Here is a 15,698-nt window from a genome sequence, read left to right as displayed (position 1 = left end):
TTTCGCTGTACGATCGGCAACATCACAACTCCGACCTCAGCCTATGTCCCGTTCCTGCCTGTCCGTATTGTTCAGCCTTGTCGCGTGCGGCGGTGCCGTTGCTTCACCCATTGCCGACCAGGTAGCGTTTTCCCATCCGCAGCAGATGGTCGATATCGGCGGACGGCGCCTGCACCTGTACTGCAACGGCACGGGCAGCCCGACCGTCGTGTTCGACGCCCCGTCCGCCGACGCAGGCTGGAGCTGGCACGCCGTGCAGCCCGCCATTGCGCGGCGCACCCGCGCCTGCGTCTACGACCGCGCCGGCCTTGGCTACAGCGATCCGTCACCGTTGCCGGGCACGTCCGGCAACGCCGTCGCCGACCTGCACAAATTGCTGCAAACGGCCGGCATTGCGCCACCTTACGTGTTGGTGGGCACCTCGTATGGTGGCGGAAACGTGCAGCTTTACACCTATCGCTATCCGGAACAGGTGCGAGGCCTCGTGCTTGTCGAGCCCGAGCACGAGGATGAGATGGCGCGGCTCGACAGGGCATCGCAGGGCCGATGGTCCCAGCTCACGGCCGCCCAGGCGGCGATCTGGCCGCAATGCGTTGCCGCCGCCGAGAAAGGCTTCGTGCCCGGCAGCGAGGCGTTCTTGCAATGCACCGGCGGCATTCAGCCCGTCTATGGACGGGAACTGGCCGCCGCGCGCCTGGCTGTCGAGACCTCTCCCGGCTATTGGCACGCGGCCGCATCCGAGCAAGCGCATTTCGACGTCAGCCGTGCTGAACTGGGCGCCGCGCGGCGCTCGTATGGCGACCTGCCCCTGGTGGTGTTGACACGTGGTGTCAGCCCGTTCGCCGTGCCGGGCAAGCCGCAAAGTGAACTCAACAAGGCGACGGAACGCGAAAACATGGCGATGCACAAGGAAGTTGCCGCGCTGTCCAGTCGCGGCAGTCAGCGCGTCGTGCCCGGCGCCGGCCACATCATCCAGCAGGACCGGCCGGAAGCGGTGGTTCGGGCCATCACGGACGTGCTGGACGAACTGCGTCCGTAACGCCGGCATGCTCCCTGCACCCATTCTCCTTATGCGTTAAAGTAACAACATCAATATGGAGAGATGGTATGGCAACGGAAATTGCAGTGCTGGGCGGTGGATGTTTCTGGTGCACGGAGGCCGTGTACCTGGAAGTGAAGGGCGTCAACAAGGTGGAGTCGGGCTACACGGGCGGCCCGCAGCCGAACCCGACCTATGAACAGGTCTGCTCGGGCACGACGGGCCATGCGGAAGTGGTGCGGCTGGAGTTCGATCCGGACGTCATCACTTACCGCGACATCCTGGAGATCTTCTTCACGATCCACGATCCGACTACCCTGAACCGCCAGGGCAACGACGTGGGCACGCAGTACCGCTCCGTCATTTACTACCAGTCGCCCGAGCAGGAAGCCATGGCGCGCCAGGTGATGGCGGAGATGGCGCACGTGTGGGACGCGCCCATCGTCACGGAGATTTCCGCGGCCCAGCCATATTTCAAGGCCGAGGAGTATCACCAGAATTACTTTGCCCAGCACCCGCTGCAGGGCTACTGCGCGTTTGTGGTGGAACCGAAGGTAACGAAATTTCGCAAGATGCACACGGCACGGCTGAAGGGCTGAGCGAAAGGGTCAGGACGCTGCCTCGTACATGTAGGTCTTCGTCGCCACGTTCGAAGTAGGCGCACGAATACACCATGTCCGGGTCGAGGAACTGCTGGTGGAACGCGTTCGAGACGTCGTAGTGGTAGCGGATCGCCTCGGCGTCGTTCTTGCGGTCGTGCGTGATGTTGCGCACGATGCGGGCCAGCTTGCCGTCCGGCTTCAGAGTGCTTTTCGCCAGCGCGTTGACGACGCCGATCATGTCGCGGGCGTTGCCGCGCACTTCGATGTCGCCTTCCACGTACGCCGTGCCCAGGTTGGACAGCGACGGCCGCAGCAGGTAGCGCGCGGCCGACGCATGCGGCACGCGGATCGTCACGCGCGGCGCCTCATCGGAAAAGTCGATGGCCTGACGTTCCACAGTTCAGCCGCAACGGCAACGTCATCTGGCCGGTAACGCCTGCCACCCAGGCGCTGAGTCGATTTTGTACGAACAAGATAGCCTCCGGTCGGCACTTCAAAAACTCGCCTGCAGCGCCTGCCGTGTCACCTCATGGCTGGATGCGCTCCTTGCTCCAGCTGCCGTCCGCCTGCCGCGTGTAGACGATGCGGTCGTGGAAGCGTGAACGCCGGCCCTGCCAGAACTCGATCCGCGCGGGCACGAGGCGGTAGCCGCCCCAGTGCTCGGGCCGCTGCGGATGGTCGCCGCTGGCCGCCTCGACGGCTGCGTAACGCGCCTCCATCTCGGCACGGCTGGCGATCGGCGCGCTCTGCTGCGAAGCAATGGCCGCCAGCTGGCTTTTCACCGGGCGGCTGTAGAAATATTTGTCGCTCTCTTCGCCCGAAGTCTGCTCGACACGGCCCTCGATGCGCACCTGGCGCTCCAGCTCGGGCCAGAAGAACAGCAGGGCCGCGTGCGGATTTTCCGCCAGCTGGCGGCCCTTCTGGCTGTCGTAATTCGTGTACCACGTGAAGCCGCGTTCATCGTACTGCTTGATCAGCACGATGCGCGCCGAAGGCCGGCCGTCGCTGCCGACGGTGGCCACCGTCATCGCGTTCGGCTCGTTGACCTGCGCCTTCATCGCCTCGCCGAACCATTTCGTGAACTGCGCGACCGCGTCGTCCAGCGTGTCGTCCTCGGACAAGCTGGCGCGGCCGTAGTCCATGCGCAGGTCCGCCAGCGCGATGCCGCCCGCAATCGCCGCAGCCGTCACGGCCGGCTCAGGTGCCTGGGCGGGTGCCGAGCTCGATGCTGATGCGGGGGCAATGCCGCGCCGGCGCTGCATTGCCTCGCCGAACACGGCCATCTGCGCCGGGCTGAACAGCCGCTTGGCCATCGGCGCGACGTGCGCTTCTTCCGTTTCCATGTGCGCCGTGTAGCTTTGCACGAAGCGTGCCACGTCGTCGGCCGACAGCTCTGCCGCGGTGCCCGCGGCGATACGGTCCAGTTGAGAATTAAGTGTATGCCAATCGTTATCCATCTGCTGATGCTGGCGGAGGATCTGCGGCTTCAGCGTACGGATCAGTTCGAGGTCGGCACCCGTTGCCGTCGACTCCAGCATCGGCAGCAGATCCTGCTCTTCGTCGGCATGGTGCAGGTGCGCGGCCGTGTTGAAGTATTTCAGCACGGCCTGCGCCGCACCCTGGGCGGCGGCGTCCGCACCGTGCTCGGGCAGGTGGGTGAGCAGGTTCTGCAGCGTCCTGAGCTGTTTGCGGATCTTGTCGTGGCAGTGTTTCAGGACGGCGATCGGCTGGTCGAAGCCGGGTACCGCGTCCAATAATGACTCACTCATCGGGCTCTTTCTTCGCGCGCGTCGTGCGCATTCGTCGGGATTTACACAGCGATTGTAGAATAATCCCCTTTATGCTGTCCGGTGGAACGCCCCATGAACGACCTGAATCCCTCTCTTGATGACGACATCGACGTCGACCGTCGCTTTGGCGGCATCGCCCGGCTCTACGGCGAAAAGGCGCTGGCGCGCTTTCGCGGTGCCCACATCTGCGTCATCGGCGTTGGCGGCGTCGGCTCGTGGGCCGTCGAAGCGCTGGCGCGCAGCGCCGTCGGCCGCCTGACGCTGATCGACCTGGACAACGTGGCCGAGTCCAATATCAACCGCCAGATCCAGGCGCTCACAGGTACGGTCGGCATGGCCAAGATCACGGCGCTGACGCAGCGCATCGCCCAGATCAATCCCTATTGCCAGGTGACGGAGATCGAGGATTTCGTCACGCCGGACAACCTGGACGAAATGATCGGCGGCCACGACTACGACTACGTGCTGGACGCGATGGACAGCGCCCGCGCCAAGACGGCACTGGTGCATTACTGCCGCATCAACAAGATCCCGCTGATCGTCATCGGCAGTGCCGGCGGCCAGACCGACCCGACGAAAATCGAAGTGCGCGACCTGGCAAAAACGGAGCAGGAGCCGCTGCTGAAGAAAGTGCGGCGGCGCCTGCGCAGCCAGTTCAACTACCCCGCCAACGGCAAGAACAAGCTGGGCGTGGATGCCGTGTTCTCGATGGAGCCGCTGAAATTCCCGGAAACGGGTGAAGTGTGCTCCGTCGACGGCGACGAGCTGGCCGGAGCCGGCGGCAAGCCCGGCCTGACCGGCATCAACTGCGCCGGCTTCGGCTCGGCAATGGTGGTGACGGCCACGTTCGGCATGGTGGCCGCCGGGCATATCCTGCGCAAGCTGGCAGGGGAGGAAGAGACGCCCGCCGCCGTGGAAACGGCCGGAGAGGCGTCAGCCGGCTGAGTGCCGCCGGCAGCAGATCCGGTTGCGCAGGTGCGCCCACCCCAGCAGCGCCGCCCCGGCGACGCTGGCCGCCGTCTCCCAGCCGTGCCCATAACGGGGACCGATGACGAACGCGGCAATCGCCAGGCATGCCAGGCCGGTGCCGCCGGCCAGCAGGACCTCCTTGCGCCGGTGCGCGGCGTATCCCGGTCCCATCGACAGCAGCGCCGCCAGCAGGGCGACGCCAACCAGCAGGGCATGCGTGCGGTCGTCGCTCGCCCACCCCACGGCGGGCAGCAATGCCAGCAGCAGCGGCATGGCGAGGCAGTGCACGAGGCACAGCGCCGACGTGGCGATGCCCAGCGTATCGGCCAGGCCTGTCATCCGGCCCAGCCGCCGATCCTTCACCTGAACAGGGGTCATGGTTGGCTCCGTCATCAGAAGAAGTAGCGCAGGCCGGCTTCCACCTGCGTGCGCGGCACGGTCGATACCACCAGGCCGGTGGCCGTGCCATACGCGATGTCGCTGGCGAACTTGTGCGGCTGCAGCGTTACGGCCAGCGTGCCCTGCAGCTTGCCGAGATCATATGCCCCCTTCACGCTGTAGCGCACGAACGTGGGCATGTCGCGCCGGACGAGGGGCGTGCCCATGTAGTACGGATTACGGGAGGTCAGATACACGTCGCCGTTGACGGTCAGACGGCCCGGCCCAGCCTGCTGGCGGTACTGCATCCCCGCCTTCCACGTATTGGCCGGGACGGACAGCAGGGCTCCGGTACCGGGTGCGGGATTGTCCAGGCGGGCGCGCAGGATGCGGCCGTAGCTCAGGTAGGCGTTGAACGTGCGACCGGGCGCGTAGTGTGCGTCCAGCTCGAACCCCTGGCGGCTGGTCCGGCCGGACGCCGCAAAGACGTCGGGTGCCGTGTTGACGATCTCGTCATCGTTGGTGATCCGATACACAGCGGCAGCCAGGTGCCAGCCGCCGGCGCGGCGGACGTCGATGCCGACATCGTGCGAACGCACCTTGCTGGGATCGATACCGGCATTGATCCGTCCGCCCGGAGCGCCGAGCGGTCCCAGGCTGCCGCTTGAGCTGATCTGTTCGGCCGCTGGCGAGCGCAGCCCCTGCGCGACGTTGGCAAACACGTCCACTCCCTGGCGCACGCTCCAGATGGCGCCATATTTCGGTGTCAGTGCGCTGCCCCGGTAGGCTGTCGATGCCGCCGGCAGCTTGCGGTTGACGATGTCGTAATCGAAGCGGTCGTAGCGCAACCCGCCATGCAGCTTCACCGTGGGCGCCACCCGGTACTGGCCCTGCATGAAGACGCCATGGGCCAGCAGGTCCAGGTCCTGGTTGTTGACGTAGTTCGGCGTCGGCTGCAGCCGCTGGTACTGCTGGCGCAGCGCATCGCCGCGGTCCGAGCGCGTTTCCAGTCCCGCCGTCAGGATGGCGCTGTCGCCAAAGGTCCAGGTATTGCCCGCGCGCGCCCCGTACATGCGGCGGTCGTCCAGGCCGAACGTGTGCTGGGTCGTGCTGGTCGTGATGGCACGGCTGCGCTCGAAGTCTTCCGCGTAGACCGTGGCGAACCAGCCCGCCGCGCCGATGGCGCGGCGGTTGAACACCAGGCTGCGGCGCTGGGCGTCGCCAAAGCCGGGCAGGCCGTATTGCGTGGCGTGGGGATCGAGTCCCGCTTCCAGCGCCGGCAGCGACAGGTAGCCGGCGCCCGTGTAGTCGGAGCGATAGTAGCTGGCGCGCAGGCTGTAGACGCCGGTGCCGATCGTCGTCGACAGCTTCCAGAACAGGTTGGCGCGGTCGTTGGTGGCGCCGTGGCGGAAGCCGTTCATGCGGAAGCGGTCCGCCACCAGCAGCGAGCGCACCGCGCCATATTCTCCCGACAGCAGCAGCGACGCGCGCCGCCCGCCGTAGCTCGACAGCGTGACGGCGGCACTGGACGGGGTGGCGCTGCCGCCTTCGCGGGTGGTAATCGTGATGGATCCGGCCCGGTTCTGGTCGCCGTACAGCGCCGAGACGGGGCCCTTGACGACATCGACGGTGTCGATCATGTCGGCCGTCATCCATTCCAGGAACGCGGGGCCGTGGCCGGCGCCGCCCTGGCTCGACGGTATGTTCTGCGGCACGCCGTCGATGTAGATGGCCGTGTCGGCGCCGTGCGTGCCCTGCGTGGCGAAGCCGCGCATGCGAAAGCCGTTACCCGTATCGCCCTGGTCGATGTTGTTGGCGACGACGCCGGGCACCCGCATGAAGATGTTCGAGATGTCGCGGCCCACGGGCAGCGTGGCGATCTCGTCCGCCGTGATGGTGGTGACGGTGCCGGGCAGCGCAGCGGCACCCGTGCCGACGGCCATGCGGTCGGGCCCGCCGTTGTCCCGGCTGGCGCGGATCTCGACGACCGGCGCAGGGGCGAGGGCGAGGGCGCCGGTTTCGGCGTGGGCCATGGCGTCCGCGCCGGCGGCCAGGGCGGCGGCGGCTCGTGCAATGGCCTTGCCGGACACGTGCGGCAAGGGGAAACGGGTAAAGGAAGACAAGAGAAGCTCCGAAGATGATGGTTGACTGCGCGGCATGTGCCGGCAGCGATGGACGGGCGATGGTCGCCCGCGATGCAGAGGCCGTCGATGATTCGGCCGGGAACTGGCTGCCGCGCGGCCGCTTATGGGATAATGTCCCGTTATCCGACACGTCATGCCATGGAACGATCCACACGCCAGCGCTCCGCCATTCGCACTGTTCTCGAAGCGGCCGCGCGTCCCCTCAGCCCGCAGGAAATCCATGCGGGCGTACAGGTCTCGGTGCCTGAAATCGGCATCGCGACCGTCTACCGCAACCTGAAGCTGCTGCTGGACGAAGGCGAGATCCAGAGCGTGACGCTGCCCGGCGAAAATGCCCGCTACGAAGCGGCCCGCCTGGCGCATCACCATCACCACCATTTCCACTGCACGCAGTGCGACCGGGTATTCGAGGTCGAAGGTTGCCCCGGTCCGATGCACGACCTGGCGCCGGCCGGCTTTACGGTCGTCCGGCACGACCTGACGTTGTACGGCACGTGTGCCGAATGCGCCGGCGCGGCCGTGGCCGCACCGGCCAAGTCCCGCGGGCATGGCCACCGCCACTGACGCCGGCGGGCGCCCCGAAACCGGGGTGCCCGCCCACGCGCCTAGAAGCTGAGGCGCAGGCCGGCGGTCAGGTTGCGTCCCGGCAGCGGGGCCGCGTGCTTGATGAACGACGTATGGCTGAACGCCAGTTCGTTGGTGGCGTTATTGAGACGTGCGTAGAACATGGCCGGCAGGCCGAGCACGCGCGTCGTGTAGTGCGTGCCCAGATTCAGCATGTTGTAGCCCGCCGTCGCAGTCTCGAACTCGGCCACGTCATCCTGCTTTGCCACCCGGTACGCCTCGACGACGCCGTGCCAGCCGCGCCATTCGGCGTCCAGCTTCACGCCGACACGCCCCGACGGGATGCGCGGCAGATTGCGGTTGCCCGTGCCGTCGCGCAGTTCCGCCCGGACGTAATCGCCGAACAGCGCGGCCTGCACGGACGGCGCGATTTGGTGGCGCACCTCTCCTTCGATACCCGTAAACGTCGCGTCGCGCTGCGCATACTCGACCAGCTGGAACCCTTCGTGGTTGTCCAGCGTGCTGGCGTAGATGTAGTCGTTGATGCGGTTGCGGTATGCGCTCACGGAGAACGTCGTCGGGCCGGCGAACTTGCGCAGGGTGATGTCGAGATTGTTCGACGTTTCCTTGCGCAGGTTCTCGTTGCCGATCTCGTAGGTGCTTGTCGCCAGGTGGACGCCGTGTGCGTACAGTTCCTCGGCGGTCGGCAGGCGATGGCTGCGCGAGAACGACGCACCCAGCGAATACTGCGGTGCGAACTTCCACACGGCGCCCAGCGCCAGCGACGTGCCGCGTTCGCTGTGGTCCGCACTGCCGGCGCTCGCGTCGACGTCGATGTCCTGCCATTCGTGGCGTGCCGCCGCCTCGAAGCGCCAGTCGGCGAGGCGGTATTCCTCGGTCACGAAGACAGCATGTTTCTTCGTCAGCGTGGGCGGTACGTAGGCTTCTTCGCCTTGCGCACTGAAGTCGCGCCGCGTCGTCTGCACGCCGATCACGCCGCGCCATCCCGCCACGGGCAGGTGTTCCAGTTCGGCGCGCACGTCGTGCGCCTTGTTGCGAAAGCTCGTCGCCACCTCGTCGCCTTCCAGTTCGTCGTGGCGGTAATCCGTGAACGCCGCGCGCACGCGCAGCTTGCTGAATCCGGCCAGCGGGTCGCGGTATTCACCGCGCACGTCCCAGCGGTCGCTGTCCAGCTTGACGGCCGGGACGACCTCGGCCCCGTGCTCATGCCCGTGTTCGCCCTCGTGCCCATGCTCGTCCTCGTCTCCATGGCCGCCGCAGTGCAGGTGCGAGCCGTGCGGGTGGCAGCTTGCGAACTCGTGGGCGTGGCCGGGAATGCCGTAGTCGGTACGCTCCTTCGTGTAGGCCGCGCCAATATAGCCGCGCTCGCCGACCCAGGACAGGCCCACGCTGCCCGTCTCCCCATCCTTGAAGCTGCCCGGCACGCGGCCGCCTTCGTCCCAGCCGCTGCCGGTCTTGTAGGCGTTGGCATCGCGCTTGACGCCTTCGGCGTGCACGGCTACGTTGCCGCTGCCCCCCGTCATTTCAAACGCGGCGGACCGTTCGCGCGCGGCTGTGTTGCCGCGCACCTCGACGGCGCCTTCGACCGGGTTGACCGGCACGCTGGTAGGGATCTTGCGGTCGATGATGTTCACCACGCCGCCGACGGCACCGCCGCCGTAGGCCAGTGCCGACGGGCCGCGCAGCACTTCGATGCGCTCGGCGAGCATCGGTTCGAACGCGACGGCGTGATCGGGGCTGATCGTCGACGCGTCCTGCACTTCGGCGCCATCGGACAGGATGCGTACCCGCGGGCCGTCCATGCCGCGGATGATGGGGCGGCTCGCGCCGGCGCCGAACTGGCTCGACGAGATGCCGGGCTGGCGATTGAGCGTTTCGCCCAGCGTGGATTCTCGCTGGCGCACCAGCTCATTGCCGGACAGCGACGCGGCGGGCGTGATCATGTCGTCGCTGAGAAGACCGAGCGCGCTGGCGGAGATGACCACGGCCGGGACACTGTCCGGATCGGCCGCAGTGCGGGACTTGTCGGCCTGCGCGGACGCGATCGGGGTGCCGAATGCCAGCGCGAGCGCCAGCGCGAGGGGAGTGCGGTTGCTGAGGGAACGGTGCATGAAACGGATCCTTCCTGGTTGTCGTCTGGGTCCCATAACGGGAAACTGCACTAATTATAATGATAATGCAGTATCATTAACAACCTTTTCCATGAAACGTTATCGGGAGGCGGCATGGCGGTATCGACGGCGGCGCCCGACGGCGCTCATGCAGCGCAACTTGACGACCTGCACGACCTGCACCACCATGAAGGAGACGGCGGGGCGCATGTCCACATTCTCACTGCGTTGCAGGAGGAGGCGTTCTGCTGGACGGCCGGCTGCTTTGTGGTGGCGGCCATCGTGTTCGCCATCTGGACGCTGCGCACGGCGCCGCCCCTGCAAGGGAAGGCACGGCGCAAGACGCAGCGCAAGACGCGCCGGAAGAAGTGTCGGCCGGGCAGGAGCGCAGGAGGGCAGCGCGGCGTGCGGCGCTGAGACATGCTGGCACGGGAAGGAATGCGGTGCAGCGCACGGCGGCAAAGCAGCGTCGCGCCGGCGCTCAGCGCCCGATCACCACGTATTGCCCACCCGGCAGCGACTCCACCAGGACGGCCCGGTCCACCTGCCAGACCATGGGTGCAAACGGTGCGGCAGGGGGCGCCTCGCGCGACTCGCGCGCCAGCGTGACGTGGGGTTTGAAGCTGCCGTGCGTGGCGGCGGAGATGCCGGCCGCTTCCAGCCGGCGCACCAGGTCGGCCTGCAGGTCCATCAGAGGTGGAGGTACCTGCGTCATGCCGGCCCAGGCGATGCGCGGCCGCGCGAAGTAGCCGTAGCAGTCGATCTCCAGCCGCAGTGGCGGCAAGGTGAGTTCTTCGAGGATCGCCAGTAGTGTCGGCACCGTGTCCGCCGGCTGCTGGCCCAGGAAGGCCAGCGTGATGTGCAGCTTGGCGCGCGGCGTGAGGCGCCCCTGCACGCCGGCCTGCAGCGCGGCCAGCGCGGCGCGCTCCGCATCGTTCGGCCACAGCGCGTAAAACAGCTTTCGGGGGGCTGCAACCGTTGTTTCAGCCGGATGATTTGCTATCATGATGCCGCCTCAAAACCAGAACAGAAAGAATACCATCATGATCCGTTTGTCCGCCTTGTTCGCCGCCCTTTCCGTTTGCCTGAGCACCGCCGCACTGGCGCAGACGCCGCCCGCGCCGGCCGACGCGGCTGCGGCCGCACCGGCAGCTGCGGCCCCCGTCGTACCCGGTTCGGCCGCGCCCGGCCCGGCCGCGGAGCAGCTGATCGTCAACGACGTCAAGGTCGGCACGGGCCGCGAAGCGATCGTCGGCAGCAATGTCTCGGTTCACTATACGGGCTGGCTGTACCGGCCGCTGGCGAAAAACCAGCATGGCCGCCAGTTCGACTCGTCCCGTCCGCGCGGCGAGCCGCTGGAGTTCCAGCTGGGTGCCGGCCGCGTCATCAAGGGCTGGGAGCAGGGCGTGACGGGCATGAAGGTGGGCGGCAAGCGCACGCTGATCATCCCGCCGGAGCTGGCCTACGGCGCGCGCAGCATGCCCGGCATTCCGGCCAACTCGGCGCTGATCTTCGACGTCGAACTGCTCGACGTCAAATAAGCGGCGGCGTACACTGGTCTCCCTCTATCAAAAGCGGAGACCGGAATGAACATCGCGAACGACGTCACTGAGCTGATCGGCAATACCCCGCTGCTCCGCATCAACCGCCTGGCCGCCGGGAGCGGCGCACAGGTCCTGGCCAAGCTGGAATTCTTCAACCCGGCCCACAGCGTCAAGGATCGCATCGGCCTGGCAATGATCGCCGCCGCGGAAAGCGCCGGCCTCGTCAAATCCGACACCGTCTTTGTCGAACCCACCAGCGGCAACACCGGCATCGCGCTGGCGATGGTGTGCGCCGCGCGCGGCTACAAGTGCGTGCTCGTCATGCCCGACACGATGAGCCGCGAACGGCGCATGCTGCTGCGCGCGTACGGCGCCGAACTGGTGCTGACACCGGGCAGCGAAGGCATGCTCGGTGCCATCCGCCGCGCCGAGGAGATGGTGGCGTCCGATCCGCGCTGTCTGATGCCGCAGCAGTTCAACAATCCCGCCAATCCGGAAGTCCACCGGCGCACCACGGCCGAGGAAATCTGGCGCGATACCGATGGCGCCATCGATCTCCTCGTCGCCGGCGTCGGCACGGGCGGCACCATTACCGGCGTGGGCGAGGTCCTGCGCGAACGCAAACCGTCGTTCCGCTGCATCGCCGTGGAACCGGAAGCGTCGCCGATGCTGTCGAAAGGGACCAAGGGACCGCACCCGATCCAGGGTATCGGTGCCGGCTTTGTCCCGGCCGTGCTGAACACGCACGTCTACGATGAAGTGGTCTGCGTGACGAACGACGATGCGTTCGCCACCGCGCGCCGCGCCGCCAGCGAGGAGGGTTTGCTGGTAGGGATCTCGGCCGGCGCCGCGCTGTGGGCCGCCGTGCAGGTCGCCCGGCGCCCGGAAAACGAAGGCAAGGTGATCGTGACGGTGATTCCGTCCTTCGGCGAACGCTATCTCAGCACGCCGCTGTTCGCGGGACTGGCCGATCAGTGATGGTGGGCGTGGCCATGGCCGTGGTGGTCATGGGCATGGTCATGGTCATCATGCGCGTCATCGGCCTGCTTCAGGCAGCATGCATGTTCCGTCGTGCCGCGCTCCATCTGCAGGGTGCTGTGATGGATGGCGAACTCCTGGCGCAGATCGCGCGCGATGTCGTCCATCGCCGCATCGCCGGGATAGCCGTCGGGCATGACCAGGTGAGCCGTCAGCGCCGTCTCCGTCGTGCTCATCGACCAGATATGCAGGTCGTGCACGTCCGTCACGCCCGCGCGGCCGCGCAGGAACTGCTCTACCTTGCCTGAGTCCACGCTGTCCGGCACAGCGGCCATCATCATGCGCGTCGACTCCTTCAGCAGCGACCAGGTCCCCAGCACGATCATCACGACGATGGCGATGCTGACCAGCGGATCGAGCCGGATCCAGCCCGTGTACATCACGATCAGCCCCGACACCAGCACGCCCAGCGAGATTGCCGCGTCGGCCATCAGGTGCAGGTAGGCGCCGCGGATATTGATGTCGTCCTTGCTGCCCGCCATGAACAGCCACGCGGACAGGCCGTTGATGGCGATGCCGATGCCCGCCACGACGGACACCGTCGCGCCGTGCACGGGCACGGGATGAATCAGCTGCAGCACCGCCTCCCACAGGATCGCGCCGCACGCGCCCATCAGCAGCATGCCGTTGAACAGTGCCGCCAGCATTGAACTGCTGCGCAGGCCGTATGTGAAGCGGCGCGTCGGCGTACGCTTGGCCAGGATGGCGGCGCCCCAGGCCAGCATCAGGCCCAGCACGTCGGAGAGGTTATGGCCGGCGTCAGCCATCAGTGCCGTGGAGTTGGCAATGAAGCCGTAGCCGAATTCCACGGCCACGAAAATGGCATTGAGCGCAATGGCGATCGCAAACGCGCGCCCGTGATTGACGGGATCGCCGTGATGGTGATGGCCGTGGCTGTGGCCATGGTCGTGACCGTGGCCGTGGTGGTGATGTCCGCTCATGCTTCCGCTCCCGCTTCGTTCGGTGCCGATGGTTCGGCGATGTGTTCCAGCATATCGTGCAGCACGTCGCTGATGTGCGCATCGGCGGTGGAATAAAAGACCTGCTTGCCCTGGCGCTCGGCCTTGACGATGCGGGCCGCCCGCAGCAGGCGCAGATGGTGGCTGACCAGCGAACTGCTCAGCGCCAGCGACGCGGCGATGTCGCTGACGGCGATCGGCGCGGCCACGCAGGCCAGCACGATGCGCAGGCGGGTGGGATCGCCCAGCAGGTGAAACAGGTCGGCCAGCTGGGCGACCGATTCTTCGTTGTCGAGAGTGCTCATTAGTTAACAATTGAATAGATATTCAAATGTTAGTCGCAATCGCGGCGGGATGCAAGGACGCGATGGATTACGGCTTCGACATCTCCGCCAGCACGGCAGTGCGCGTTTTCGCATCCAGCTTCGGCAGGGCGCGCTGCAGTTTCTCGCCGGTGGCGATGGCGGCGATCTGCTCCGAAGTCAGGGGCGCCGGCACGGTCACCGGAGCTACGGGCGCGGGACGGAAGAACAGCGCCTGCCCGATGAGTACCAGCAGCGCGCCAAACGCCGCGGCGCCGAGGGCAACGGCGAGCAGGCGCGTGTCGGACCTTGGGGGGGCCCGCGTCGGTGCCGGCGCGGCGCCAGGCTCGAACGCCGGAGCGCCAGCCTGCCGCACCAGTGCCGCGGAAGCCGCATCGATCCGCTCCACATGCCGTTCCACCGCTTCGGCCAGCACCGCCTCATTGAGCGCGACCAGCGCGAAAATGGGATCGTCGACGTCCACCTTGACGCCGGTCTTCTCGAACACGAGGCTGCGCAGCTTGTGCTGGTCCATGGCCTTACCCGCCGTTCCACTCGACCTTGTCGAGCTGCTCGAACAGGTCCCGGAACACCACCTTGATGCGCTGCTTTTCCATCACGTTGAACTTGTCGCTGGCCTTCACTTCGTCCACCGTCATGCGCGCCGTGTTCATCTTCTTGATGTCCGCGCCGAACGTGTCGGCATTGCGCTGCGCCAGCACGACGCGGCCCTTCACGCGGGCCGAGTGTTCCGCATAGGTCTGCGATTCGATGAAGGCCTTGCCGGACGCCGACTGCAGCGGTCCGAAGTGCTCGTTCTCCCACAGCACCAGTGGCACGTCGGCCGATTTCGCCGTGGAAACGAAGCCCATCGCCGTGTCGTGCAGCGTATCGCCGCCGCCAACGATGGTGTGGATGTACACCTTGCGGCCCGAGTCCTCCAGCAGCGCGAAGCAGTGGTTTTCCAGCAGGTAGGCCAATAGCGGCGAGAACGTGTTGGCGCCGTTGTCGATGACGCAATTGCCGTCGTTTTCCAGGATGTCGATCATCAGCGCGTCGAAGCGCTTCGGATCGATGGTGCGCGCCGCCGTCATGACGGGAATGTGCTTCACGTCCAGCGCCTTGTAGCGCGAGAACGTGGTGTTTTCCTGGTCGGTGTCGTAGCAGCGCAAAGGGGCGTCGTCTTTCGACTTGAGCCACTGCGCCAGGATCGTGGACACCAGGGTCTTGCCGATGCCGCCTTTACCCTGCAGGATGAAATGAACCGTGTTTTGCATCGATTGTTCTCCGGATCGCGCGCACCGTGCGCGCTGTCATTCTAACTTCGCTTCAGTGGCAGGTTGCGCTGCCCCGGTCGTTCACGTCCGGCGCGGGATACTCGGACCAGGATCGCGGCACGCCCAGGAATTCCCAGTCGTAGCCGTCGTCGCGCAGCACGAGTTTCAGGACGCCGTGGTCCGTTGCCTGGCGCGCCTCGCCACCGCGCGCGCCGAGCCGGAACGGCGTCAGGAAAGCGCCGCCCGTGCCGACAACGAACTGGCGGATGCCGCGCGCGTCCGGCCGCCCCTCGGCATCCATCGGCGCGAAGCGTTCGTAGTCGTGATCGTGGCCGGACAGCACCAGTTCCGCGCCCGCGGCCAGCAGGACCCGCCAGGCGTCCTGCATGCGCAGATTGGTCGCCGGCGGGTGTCCGCCCGAACTATACAGCGGCACATGCCAGTAGGCGAGCGTGCAGCGGGCCGGATGCCGCGCCAGGTCCTCGCGCAGCCATGCCAGCTGGCGAGCATGGTCCGCGGGAGACAGATGGCTGTTGAGCGAGACGACGTGCCATGGCCCCGCCTCGAAACTGTAGTAACCCAGCCCGCGCGCGCCCGCCGCGGCACCGAAATAGTCGAAGTAGGGGGCCGGGCTGCCGTTGTAGTATTCGTGGTTGCCCGGCGTGGGCCGGGTACGGTCGCGGAACGCGCCCCAGGTGGGCTCGTAGCAATCGCGGTACTCGGCGGGCAGGCCGACCGGATAGGTGGTGTCGCCCAGCGTCAGCACGATGGCGTCCGGCGTTGCCGGCAAGCGTTCGGCGATCAGCGCGGCCGTGCCGGCGGCGCCGGAACTGGCGGGCCGGCTCCAGCGGCAGTCGGCGATATCGCCGGCCGCGAACACCGTCACGGGCGGCGCGGCGGCACAGGCGCCGGCTGCCGCCGTCAGGCCGATGCCCGCAAGGATCGGAACGACGCGCAAGC

17 protein-coding genes and 1 pseudogene are annotated in these 15,698 nt (G+C 66.8%); 7 read left to right on the top strand and 11 right to left on the bottom strand.

The features are described from left to right. The first annotated feature begins 43 nt into the window (after nucleotides 1–43). The gene (locus E1742_RS13300) at nucleotides 44–1,039 is read left to right on the top strand and encodes an alpha/beta fold hydrolase (RefSeq protein WP_166793479.1); all 996 of its coding nucleotides are present in this window, start codon (nucleotides 44–46) and stop codon (nucleotides 1,037–1,039) included. A gap of 68 nt (nucleotides 1,040–1,107) precedes the next feature. Beyond that, nucleotides 1,108–1,638, top strand: coding sequence for a peptide-methionine (S)-S-oxide reductase MsrA (gene msrA, locus E1742_RS13295; RefSeq protein WP_134385404.1), 531 nt, complete (start codon nucleotides 1,108–1,110; stop codon nucleotides 1,636–1,638). Between the two features lie 88 nt (nucleotides 1,639–1,726). Here msrA and E1742_RS27470 read toward each other — a convergent pair. Together E1742_RS27470 and pdxH are read right to left on the bottom strand one after the other, a co-directional pair. Further along, nucleotides 1,727–1,984, bottom strand: a pseudogene (locus E1742_RS27470) (SAM-dependent methyltransferase); the annotation flags it as partial. Between the two features lie 184 nt (nucleotides 1,985–2,168). After that, complete coding sequence (gene pdxH / locus E1742_RS13285; protein ID WP_134385403.1) at nucleotides 2,169–3,410, bottom strand: pyridoxamine 5'-phosphate oxidase; 1,242 nt, start codon at nucleotides 3,408–3,410, stop codon at nucleotides 2,169–2,171. Between the two features lie 93 nt (nucleotides 3,411–3,503). On the opposite strand from pdxH, the gene tcdA reads away from it, so the two are divergent. Further along, nucleotides 3,504–4,376, top strand: a complete 873-nt coding sequence (gene tcdA, locus E1742_RS13280; protein ID WP_134385402.1) for a tRNA cyclic N6-threonylcarbamoyladenosine(37) synthase TcdA — start codon at nucleotides 3,504–3,506, stop codon at nucleotides 4,374–4,376. Here tcdA and E1742_RS13275 read toward each other — a convergent pair. After that, entirely contained in the window at nucleotides 4,365–4,778 is a 414-nt protein-coding gene (locus E1742_RS13275; RefSeq protein ID WP_166793478.1) for a MerC domain-containing protein, read from the bottom strand. The two genes, tcdA and E1742_RS13275, sit on opposite strands and share 12 nt — an antisense overlap. A 14-nt stretch (nucleotides 4,779–4,792) precedes the next feature. Then, nucleotides 4,793–6,901 (bottom strand): TonB-dependent receptor, encoded by a 2,109-nt coding sequence (locus E1742_RS13270; protein WP_229465925.1) that lies wholly within the window; start codon nucleotides 6,899–6,901, stop codon nucleotides 4,793–4,795. A gap of 159 nt (nucleotides 6,902–7,060) precedes the next feature. Here E1742_RS13270 and E1742_RS13265 point away from each other — a divergent pair, with 159 nt between their 5' ends. Continuing rightward, entirely contained in the window at nucleotides 7,061–7,486 is a 426-nt protein-coding gene (locus E1742_RS13265) for a Fur family transcriptional regulator (RefSeq protein WP_134385400.1), read from the top strand. 41 nt (nucleotides 7,487–7,527) lie between these two features. Here the strand turns inward: E1742_RS13265 and E1742_RS13260 are convergent, their stop codons facing one another. Beyond that, nucleotides 7,528–9,618, bottom strand: a complete 2,091-nt coding sequence (locus E1742_RS13260; RefSeq protein WP_134385399.1) for a TonB-dependent receptor domain-containing protein — start codon at nucleotides 9,616–9,618, stop codon at nucleotides 7,528–7,530. A gap of 114 nt (nucleotides 9,619–9,732) precedes the next feature. On the opposite strand from E1742_RS13260, the gene E1742_RS13255 reads away from it, so the two are divergent. Further along, a complete protein-coding gene (locus E1742_RS13255; protein WP_134385398.1) occupies nucleotides 9,733–10,035 on the top strand; it encodes a hypothetical protein in 303 nt (100 codons plus the stop codon). A 64-nt stretch (nucleotides 10,036–10,099) separates the two neighbouring features. Here E1742_RS13255 and thpR read toward each other — a convergent pair whose 3' ends face one another. Continuing rightward, nucleotides 10,100–10,624, bottom strand: coding sequence for an RNA 2',3'-cyclic phosphodiesterase (thpR, locus tag E1742_RS13250; RefSeq protein WP_134385397.1), 525 nt, complete (start codon nucleotides 10,622–10,624; stop codon nucleotides 10,100–10,102). 37 nt (nucleotides 10,625–10,661) lie between these two features. Between thpR and E1742_RS13245 the strand changes: the two genes are divergently transcribed. After that, a complete protein-coding gene (locus E1742_RS13245; RefSeq protein WP_134385396.1) occupies nucleotides 10,662–11,159 on the top strand; it encodes an FKBP-type peptidyl-prolyl cis-trans isomerase in 498 nt (165 codons plus the stop codon). A gap of 45 nt (nucleotides 11,160–11,204) precedes the next feature. Further along, entirely contained in the window at nucleotides 11,205–12,140 is a 936-nt protein-coding gene (cysK, locus tag E1742_RS13240) for a cysteine synthase A (RefSeq protein ID WP_134385395.1), read from the top strand. On the opposite strand, the gene E1742_RS13235 is transcribed toward cysK, so the two are convergent. The 5 genes from E1742_RS13235 to E1742_RS13215 form a co-directional block, all read right to left on the bottom strand. Beyond that, nucleotides 12,134–13,141, bottom strand: coding sequence for a cation diffusion facilitator family transporter (locus tag E1742_RS13235; RefSeq protein WP_134385394.1), 1,008 nt, complete (start codon nucleotides 13,139–13,141; stop codon nucleotides 12,134–12,136). The genes cysK and E1742_RS13235 overlap by 7 nt on opposite strands. Then, entirely contained in the window at nucleotides 13,138–13,464 is a 327-nt protein-coding gene (locus tag E1742_RS13230) for an ArsR/SmtB family transcription factor (protein ID WP_134385393.1), read from the bottom strand. Before E1742_RS13230 ends, E1742_RS13235 begins: the two co-directional genes overlap by 4 nt. A gap of 67 nt (nucleotides 13,465–13,531) precedes the next feature. Continuing rightward, nucleotides 13,532–13,996, bottom strand: coding sequence for a hypothetical protein (locus E1742_RS13225; RefSeq protein ID WP_134385392.1), 465 nt, complete (start codon nucleotides 13,994–13,996; stop codon nucleotides 13,532–13,534). 4 nt (nucleotides 13,997–14,000) lie between these two features. Next, nucleotides 14,001–14,738 carry a P-loop NTPase family protein gene (locus tag E1742_RS13220; RefSeq protein WP_134385391.1) on the bottom strand — a complete coding sequence of 246 codons (738 nt, stop codon included), beginning with the start codon at nucleotides 14,736–14,738 and terminating at the stop codon, nucleotides 14,001–14,003. 52 nt (nucleotides 14,739–14,790) lie between these two features. Then, entirely contained in the window at nucleotides 14,791–15,696 is a 906-nt protein-coding gene (locus tag E1742_RS13215) for a metallophosphoesterase family protein (RefSeq protein ID WP_134385390.1), read from the bottom strand. Nucleotides 15,697–15,698: the final 2 nt, after the last annotated feature.

Origin of the sequence: Pseudoduganella plicata (assembly GCF_004421005.1) — a bacterium.
GTDB lineage: Bacteria > Pseudomonadota > Gammaproteobacteria > Burkholderiales > Burkholderiaceae_D > Rugamonas > Rugamonas plicata.
Note: the sequence above shows the minus strand (reverse complement) of the source record. Positions and strands in the feature narration are given on the sequence as shown.

Excerpts from the sequence above, each read along its gene's own strand:
- E1742_RS13225 (WP_134385392.1), bottom strand. The coding sequence starts at position 13,996 with ATGGACCAGCACAAGCTGCGCAGCCTCGTGTTCGAGAAGACCGGCGTC.
- pdxH (WP_134385403.1), bottom strand. The coding sequence starts at position 3,410 with ATGAGTGAGTCATTATTGGACGCGGTACCCGGCTTCGACCAGCCGATC.
- E1742_RS13300 (WP_166793479.1), top strand. The coding sequence starts at position 44 with ATGTCCCGTTCCTGCCTGTCCGTATTGTTCAGCCTTGTCGCGTGCGGC.
- thpR (WP_134385397.1), bottom strand. The coding sequence starts at position 10,624 with ATGATAGCAAATCATCCGGCTGAAACAACGGTTGCAGCCCCCCGAAAG.
- E1742_RS13275 (WP_166793478.1), bottom strand. The coding sequence starts at position 4,778 with ATGACCCCTGTTCAGGTGAAGGATCGGCGGCTGGGCCGGATGACAGGC.
- E1742_RS13255 (WP_134385398.1), top strand. The coding sequence starts at position 9,733 with ATGGCGGTATCGACGGCGGCGCCCGACGGCGCTCATGCAGCGCAACTT.
- E1742_RS13230 (WP_134385393.1), bottom strand. The coding sequence starts at position 13,464 with ATGAGCACTCTCGACAACGAAGAATCGGTCGCCCAGCTGGCCGACCTG.
- E1742_RS13245 (WP_134385396.1), top strand. The coding sequence starts at position 10,662 with ATGATCCGTTTGTCCGCCTTGTTCGCCGCCCTTTCCGTTTGCCTGAGC.
- E1742_RS13260 (WP_134385399.1), bottom strand. The coding sequence starts at position 9,618 with ATGCACCGTTCCCTCAGCAACCGCACTCCCCTCGCGCTGGCGCTCGCG.
- E1742_RS13220 (WP_134385391.1), bottom strand. The coding sequence starts at position 14,738 with ATGCAAAACACGGTTCATTTCATCCTGCAGGGTAAAGGCGGCATCGGC.
- cysK (WP_134385395.1), top strand. The coding sequence starts at position 11,205 with ATGAACATCGCGAACGACGTCACTGAGCTGATCGGCAATACCCCGCTG.
- tcdA (WP_134385402.1), top strand. The coding sequence starts at position 3,504 with ATGAACGACCTGAATCCCTCTCTTGATGACGACATCGACGTCGACCGT.
- E1742_RS13265 (WP_134385400.1), top strand. The coding sequence starts at position 7,061 with ATGGAACGATCCACACGCCAGCGCTCCGCCATTCGCACTGTTCTCGAA.
- msrA (WP_134385404.1), top strand. The coding sequence starts at position 1,108 with ATGGCAACGGAAATTGCAGTGCTGGGCGGTGGATGTTTCTGGTGCACG.
- E1742_RS13235 (WP_134385394.1), bottom strand. The coding sequence starts at position 13,141 with ATGAGCGGACATCACCACCACGGCCACGGTCACGACCATGGCCACAGC.